The sequence below is a fragment of the Streptomyces durocortorensis genome (assembly GCF_016901035.1).
GTDB lineage: Bacteria > Actinomycetota > Actinomycetes > Streptomycetales > Streptomycetaceae > Streptomyces > Streptomyces durocortorensis.
The window spans coordinates 1-7,353 of record NZ_JAFEUF010000158.1; the positions used below are offsets into that span (position 1 = coordinate 1).

At 71.0% G+C, this 7,353-nt stretch carries 5 protein-coding genes and 1 pseudogene; 5 read left to right on the plus strand and 1 reads right to left on the minus strand.

The features are described from left to right. Nucleotides 1–43: 43 nt before the first annotated feature. Nucleotides 44–1,204, minus strand: a complete 1,161-nt coding sequence (rhaI, locus tag JS521_RS24795; protein ID WP_205085156.1) for an L-rhamnose isomerase — start codon at nucleotides 1,202–1,204, stop codon at nucleotides 44–46. A 260-nt stretch (nucleotides 1,205–1,464) separates the two neighbouring features. On the opposite strand from rhaI, the gene JS521_RS24800 reads away from it, so the two are divergent. The 5 genes and pseudogenes from JS521_RS24800 to JS521_RS24820 all read left to right on the plus strand — a co-directional run. Continuing rightward, the gene (locus JS521_RS24800) at nucleotides 1,465–2,982 is read left to right on the plus strand and encodes a sugar ABC transporter ATP-binding protein (protein ID WP_205085157.1); all 1,518 of its coding nucleotides are present in this window, start codon (nucleotides 1,465–1,467) and stop codon (nucleotides 2,980–2,982) included. Next, the gene (locus JS521_RS24805; RefSeq protein ID WP_205085158.1) at nucleotides 2,979–4,019 is read left to right on the plus strand and encodes an ABC transporter permease; all 1,041 of its coding nucleotides are present in this window, start codon (nucleotides 2,979–2,981) and stop codon (nucleotides 4,017–4,019) included. Before JS521_RS24800 ends, JS521_RS24805 begins: the two co-directional genes overlap by 4 nt. Beyond that, complete coding sequence (locus tag JS521_RS24810) at nucleotides 4,012–5,022, plus strand: ABC transporter permease (RefSeq protein WP_205085159.1); 1,011 nt, start codon at nucleotides 4,012–4,014, stop codon at nucleotides 5,020–5,022. Before JS521_RS24805 ends, JS521_RS24810 begins: the two co-directional genes overlap by 8 nt. Nucleotides 5,023–5,090: 68 nt before the next feature. Next, the gene (gene rhaS, locus JS521_RS24815; RefSeq protein ID WP_205085160.1) at nucleotides 5,091–6,173 is read left to right on the plus strand and encodes a rhamnose ABC transporter substrate-binding protein; all 1,083 of its coding nucleotides are present in this window, start codon (nucleotides 5,091–5,093) and stop codon (nucleotides 6,171–6,173) included. Nucleotides 6,174–6,234: 61 nt separating this feature from the next. After that, a pseudogene (locus JS521_RS24820) lies at nucleotides 6,235–7,248 on the plus strand (LacI family DNA-binding transcriptional regulator); the annotation flags it as partial. Nucleotides 7,249–7,353: the final 105 nt, after the last annotated feature.

The window sequence follows — 7,353 nt, forward strand, 5'->3', positions numbered from 1 at the left end:
CTTCCCGTCCCCCTACCTGGACTTCGCCGCCGGACGGATGGGCTTACGCCCCCCAGCCCGCCTGCTGTCCGCCGATCCGCTCCTCGGCGGTCTTCGTCGCCCAGCCGGAGCGCCGGTAGGCGGCCATCGGGTCGCCGTCGAGGCCCTGTTCCTCGCGGACCTCGGCGAGCAGGGGACGTACGTCGGTGTTGTAGGCGTCCATGAGTACGGCGTTGGCCTCCAGGACGTCACCGGAGCGCTGGGCGGCGGCCAGGGCTTCGCGGTCCACGAGCAGGGCCTTGGCGGTGGCCTCCTGGACGTTCATCACCGAGCGGATGATCGCGGGGATCTTCTCCTCGATGTTGTGGCACTGGTCGAGCATGAAGGCGACGTCCGCGGTGAGCCCGCCGCCGCGGACGACCTCGTACATGATGCGGAAGAGCTGGAAGGGGTCGGCCGCGCCGACCATCAGGTCGTCGTCCGCGTAGAAGCGGGAGTTGAAGTCGAACCCGCCCAGCCGGCCCTCGCGCAGCAGGGTCGCGACGATGAACTCGATGTTGGTGCCCGGCGCGTGGTGCCCGGTGTCCACGACGACCTGCGCCTTCGGGCCCAGCTTGAGGCAGTGGGCGTAGGCCGTCCCCCAGTCCGGGACGTCGGTCGTGTAGAAGGCGGGCTCGAACAGCTTGTACTCCACCAGCATGCGCTGGTCGTCGCCGAGCCGTTCGTACACGGCGGCCAGCGCCTCGGCGAGCCGGTCCTGCCGCTCGCGGATGTCGTCCTGGCCGGGGTAGTTCGTGCCGTCCGCGAACCACAGTTTGAGGTCCCGGGATCCCGTCGCGTCCATGATGTCGACGCACGTCATCAGGTGGTCCAGGGCCTTGCGGCGTACGGCGGCCTCCGGGTGGCAGACGCTGCCGAGCCGGTAGGCGTCGTCCTGGAAGGTGTTGGCGTTGACGGCCCCCAGGGCCAGGCCCCGGTCGCGGGCGTGCTCGGCGAGGGCCGCGTAGTCGTCGACCGTGTCCCAGGGAATATGGAGGGCGACGGTGGGCGCGGCGCCGGTGAACTCGTGGACCTTCGCCGCGTCGTCGAGTTTCTCCTCGGGGGTGCGGGGCACGCCGGGCCGGGCGAAGACCTTGAAGCGGGTTCCCGAGTTCCCGTACGCCCATGAGGGCGTCTCGATGGCCTGGGACGTGAGGGCGGCCTTCACCGTGGCGTGCTCGGTCACTTCGTCGCTCCTGTGACGTCGGTGTGAACGCGAATGAATCTGAAACGATTCATGCGGGTTGAAGGTAGGAGCGCCCCCGAGGGCTGTCAACCCTTCCCGCAGACCTGACGCAGCAGAACCTGATGAATGCACGGGGCAGTTGAGAATTTGCGTCCCGCCCCATTGACGCGCTCCGAGGGACCTGTCTAACGTCCCGGCAACTCATTTGAAACCTTTCACGATGTCGTGAGGATGCCCTCCGCATCGTCGAGGAGCCACCGATGACCCACCGGTCCGCCAAGGATCCGGCCCCCGTGCTGGCCCTGAGGGGCGTCTCCAAGTCCTTCGGCGCCGTGCGCGCCCTGCGGGACGTGTCCCTCGAGCTGTTCCCCGGCGAGGTGCACGCCCTCGCCGGGGAGAACGGAGCGGGCAAGTCGACCCTGATCAAGACGCTCGCCGGAGTGCACCGGCCGGATGCCGGCCAGGTCCTGCTGGACGGCGAGCCGGCCCTCTTCCACGGACCCGCCGACGCCCGGGACGCCGGTATCGCCGTCATCTACCAGGAGCCCACGCTCTTCCCCGACCTGTCGATCGCCGAGAACATCTTCATGGGCCGTCAGCCCCGGCGGGCGCTCGGCCGGATCGACCACCGGGCCACCCGGAACGCCACGGCCGCCCTGATGCACCGGCTCGGCGTCGAGCTCGACCCCGACCGTCCGGCGCGCGGCCTGTCGATCGCGGACCAGCAGATCGTGGAGATCGCCAAGGCTCTCTCCTTCGACGCGCGCGTCCTGATCATGGACGAGCCGACAGCCGCCCTGACCGGCAGCGAGGTGGCGCGGCTGTTCGGCGTGGTGCGGGCGCTGCGCGAGCAGGGGGCCGCCGTGCTGTTCATCTCGCACCGGCTGGAGGAGATCTTCCGGATCTGCGAACGCGTCACGACCCTGCGGGACGGGGCGCTGATCGCCAGTGAACCGCTGGCCGGCATGACGGAGGAGGACCTGGTCCGGCGGATGGTCGGCCGGGACTTGGACGAGCTGTATCCGAAGCAGGACGTCGAGGCCGGCGAGGTCGCCCTCAGCGTCCGGCGGCTCACCCGCGAGGGCGTGTTCACGGATGTCTCCTTCGAGGTGCGGTGCGGCGAGATCGTCGGCATGGCGGGGCTGGTCGGCGCCGGGCGTACGGAGGTGGCGCGGGCGGTGTTCGGTATCGACCGGTGGGACGCGGGCGAGGTCGAGGTGGCCGGGCAGGCGCTCGTCAACGGCGCGCCGTCCACCGCCATGGCCGCCGGGCTCGCCCTGGTCCCCGAGGACCGGCGGGCCCAGGGCCTGGTGATGGGCATGTCCATCGAGCGGAACATCGGGCTCACCGGGCTGCGCGCCACCAGGAGGGCGGGGCTGATGGACCGGGGCGCGGAGCGCAGCCGGTCGCTCGACTGGGCGGTCCGGCTCCAGGTGAAGTACGCCCGCATCGCCGATGCGGTGTCCACTCTGTCCGGCGGCAACCAGCAGAAGGTGGTGCTGGCCAAATGGCTCGCCACCGGGCCCGCCGTGCTGATCGTCGACGAACCGACGCGCGGGATCGACGTCGGCACCAAGGCGGAGGTGCACCGGCTCCTGAGCGCACTGGCGGCGGACGGGGTGGCGGTGCTGATGATCTCCTCCGATCTGCCCGAGATCCTCGGCATGGCCGACCGGGTGCTGGTGATGCACGAGGGCCGCCTGACCGCCGAGATCTCCCGTTCCGACGCCACCGAGGAGACCGTGATGGCCGCAGCCACCGGGAGGGCCGCCGCATGACGGTGACGACGACCGAACCGGCGCCCGTCGCGCCGATCCCCGCCTCCAGCAGCACCCGGCTGGTGGACCGCGTCTTCAAGGTGCGTGAACTGGCCATTCTGCTCGTGCTGTTGGTGATGCTGGTCCTCACCCAGCTCGGCAACAGCGCGTTCCTCTCCGAGCAGGGCATCAAGGACCTGCTGCTGAACGCGACGATCCTGGTGCTGGTCGCCACCGGCCAGTCGCTGGTGGTCATCACCCGCAACGTCGACCTGTCGGTCGGCTCGACCCTCGGCATCAGCGCCTTCGCCGCCGGTACGTATCTCCAGGGCGGCGGGCAGCCGGTGGTGGCCGTGGTCCTCGCGGTGCTGCTCGGCGTCGGCTTCGGGCTGCTGAACGGGCTGCTCGTGAGCCTCGGCCAGGTGCCCGCGCTGGTCGTGACGCTGGGCACGCTCTACATCATCCGGGGCATCGACTCGATCTGGGTCGGCTCGCGGCAGATCACGGCGGCCGATCTGCCGGACGGCTTCGTGGACTTCGGCTCCGGCGGGATCTCGGCGGTGCCGTGGCTGGCGCTGATCGCCCTGGCCCTGCTGGTGGCGACGGCGTACTACCTCAAGCACTTCGGCAGCGGCCGCGAGCTGTACGCGCTGGGCTCGAACCCGGAGGCGGCGCGGCTGGCCGGGATTCCGGTGCGCCGGCGGATCCTGCTCGCCTACACGTTCTGCGGCGCGCTGGCCGGTCTCGCCGGGGCGCTGTATCTGGCGCGCTTCGGGAACGTCGACTCGGGCACCGGCACGGGCTACGAACTCACCGTGGTCAGCGCGGTCGTGGTCGGCGGGGTGGTCTTCACCGGGGGCTCCGGCACGGTCTACGGCGCGGCGCTCGGCGCACTGCTGCTGACCTCGGTCAACAGCGTGCTGCCCGCCCTCGGCGTCAGCTCCGTGTGGGTGCTGGCGATCAACGGCTTCCTGCTCATCCTCGCCATCGCGGTCGACCGGATCGTCGCCCTGCGCGTGGCCTCCGCCCTGAAGAAGAGGAACGCCCGCCATGGCTGACTCCGCACTCGCGCGCGCCGTCCGCTGGGACACGGTCGTCGGCGCCCTCCTGATCGTGGTGCTGCTGCTCTCGTTCGGCTTCGTCGACGGTTTCGGCAACGCGCTCAACCTGTCGTTCCTGATCGGCAACACCCTGCCCATCGCACTGATCGCGCTGCCGATGACCCTGCTGGTGGTCTCCGGGGAGATCGACCTGTCGGTGGCCTCCACGGCCGGGCTCTCGGGCGCGGTGATGGGGGCGCTGTGGAACCAGGGCCTGCCGATCGAGGCGATCATCCCGCTCTGTCTGCTGCTCGGCGTGGTGTGCGGGCTGGTCAACGGGCTGCTGGTGACCCGGCTGGGACTGCCGTCGCTGGCGGTCACCATCGGGACGCTGGCCGCCTACCGGGGCATCGCGCAGATCGTGCTGGGCTCGGACGCCGTCACCGACTTCCCGTCCCCCTACCTGGACTTCGCCGCCGGACGGATCGGCGACACGTTCGTTCCGTACGCACTCCTGCCGTTCCTGGCGCTGCTCGCCGTCGCCGTACTCGCCCTGCACGCAAAGCCGTTCGGGCGTTCCCTGTTCGCGACGGGCGCCAACGAGGAGGCGGCCAGGTTCGCGGGCGTACGGGTGAAGCGGCAGAAGCTGATCCTGTTCACCGTGACCGGTCTGATGGCCTCGCTCACCGGGGTGTTCTGGGCGCTGCACTACGCCAGCGCCCGCTTCGACAACGCCACCGGTCTCGAACTGTCGGTCGTGGCCGCTGTGTTGCTCGGCGGCATCGACTTCGACGGCGGCAAGGGCACGCTCGGCGGCGCGATCGCCGGCGTGTTCCTGCTCGGCGCGCTGCAGAACGTCATGAGCCTGGGGGACGTCTCGGCGCAGTCGCAGATCGTCGTCACCGGCGTGCTGCTCGTCCTCTCCGTGCTCGGCCCGCGCGTCGGGCGGCAGATCTCCGTCGCGCGGGCGGGGCGACGAGCCGCCTCGGCCCCGACTCCGGCCCGGACGCCGACTCCGTAACCCGTGCCACACCCCGTAACCCCGTGCTCGGCACCGTAACCCGCCCTTCTTCCGCAAAGGACACTGCCATGCGTACGTCATCGATCCGCCGCAGCTGTGCGGCCCTCGCGGCTGTCACTTCCCTCGCGCTCGCCGTCACCGCGTGCGGGGGCACCACCAAGAGCGATGTGAAGAAGGAGAGCGGTTCGGCCGCCTCGGCCGGCAAGGCGGACCCGGACGCGCCCACCAAGAAGGGCCTGACCGTGGGCTTTCTGCCCAAGCAGGTCAACAACCCCTACTTCACCACTGCCGACAAGGGCGGACAGAAGGCGGTCGAGGCGCTGGGATCCACCTTCAAGGAGGTCGGCCCGACCAGTGCCACCGACACCTCCGGCCAGGTCTCCTACGTCAACACCCTCACCCAGCAGCAGGTCGACGCGATCGCCGTCTCCGCGCAGGACCCGGGCGCGCTGTGCACCGCGCTCAAGCAGGCCATGAGGAACGGCGTCAAGGTCGTCACGTACGACTCCGACACCAAGACCGACTGCCGCAACGTCTTCGTGTCCCAGGCGGGAGCGGAGGACCTGGGCCGCACGCAGATCCAGCTGCTGGCCGAACAGATCGGCTACAAGGGCGAGATCGCGATCCTGTCCGCCGCCCAGACCGCGACGAACCAGAACCTGTGGATCGACTACATGAAGGACGAGCTGAAGGACCCGAAGTACAAGGACGTGAAGCTGGTGAAGGTGGCGTACGGGAACGACGACGCCCAGCAGTCCTTCCAGCAGACGCAGGGGCTGCTCCAGGAGTATCCGAAGCTCGCCGGGATCGTCTCGCCGACCACGGTCGGCATCAAGGCGGCGGCGCAGTACCTGTCGGGCTCCAAGTACCGGGGCAAGGTGAAGCTGTCCGGTCTCGGCACCCCCAACGATCTGCGGTCGTACGTGAAGAACGGGACGGTCGAGGCGTTCGAGCTGTGGGATCCGGCGAAGCTGGGCGAGCTGGCCGGGCACGCCTCGGTGGCCCTGGCGTCCGGGCAGATCACCGGGGAGGAGGGGCAGACCTTCGAGGCGGGCGAGCTGGGCACGTACACGATCGGCAAGGACGGGGTGGTCGACCTGGGCAAGCCGACGGTGTTCGACAAGGACAACATCGACGACTTCGACTTCTGATGCGCGCGGATAGGCTGAGGGTCCGTTCCGCGTCCCTCGCCCTTCTGGAGGTCTCCGTCTGATGGCCCAGTCGGTGGGTATCAAGGACGTGGCCCGGGTCGCCGGAGTATCGGTGGGCACGGTCTCCAACGTCATCAACCGCCCGGACACGGTCGGCCCCGACGCCCGGGCCCGGGTCCTGTCCGCGATCGACCGTCTCGGTTACGTCCGCAGCGAGTCGGCGCGGCAGTTGCGGGCGGGGCGCAGCCGGATCATGGGGCTGCTGGTCCTCGACATGGGCAACCCGTTCTTCGTGGACGTGGCGCGCGGCGCGGAGCGGGCCGCGCGCGAGGCGGGGCTCGGCGTCATGGTCTGCAACAGCGCGCAGAGCCCCGGCGAGGAGGCCGAGTATCTGTCGCTCTTCGCGGAGCAGCGGGTCCGGGGCGTGCTGCTGACCCCCGCCGACGCGACCGGGCGCAACATCGAGGCGTTCCGGCGGCACGGCATCCCGTTCGTCCTCGTCGACCGGGTCGCCGAGGGGACCACCGAGTGCTCGGTGTCGGTCGACGACGTGGCGGGCGGGACGCTGGCGGTGCGGCATCTGCTGGACGCCGGGCACCGCTCCATCGCGTACGTGAGCGGCCCGCCCGGCTTCAACCAGGTCCGGGACCGGCGTACGGGGGCGCTCGCCGCGCTGGCCGAGGCGGGGCTGGGACCGGAGGCCCTGCGGGAGCTGCCGACGGAGCGGCTGGACGTGGCGGCGGGCCGGGACGCGGGGGCCCGGCTGCTGGGGCTCTCCGACCGGCCGACCGCCGTGTTCTGCGCCAACGACCTGCTCGCCCTGGGGGTGCTGCAGTCGCTGTTCGCCGCCGGGGTCTCCGTACCCGGCGATCTGGCCCTGGTGGGCTACGACGACATCGAGTTCGCCGCGGCGGCCGCTGTGCCGCTGACGTCGGTACGACAACCCGCGGCGACGATGGGGGCGCTGGCGGCCGGGCTGCTCCTGGAGGAGACCGGGGCGGGGGCGTCGGCGGGGGCGCACGAGCACCGGCGGGTGGTGCTCCAGCCGGAACTGGTGGTGCGGCGGTCCAGCCTCGGGCCCCCCGGGGCGCCGGGGGGGGGGGGGGGGGGGGGGGGGGGCGGCGCGCGCGCCGCCGCCGCCGGACCGGCCCGGGAGGAGGGCCGGCGTGGCGGCGGGGGG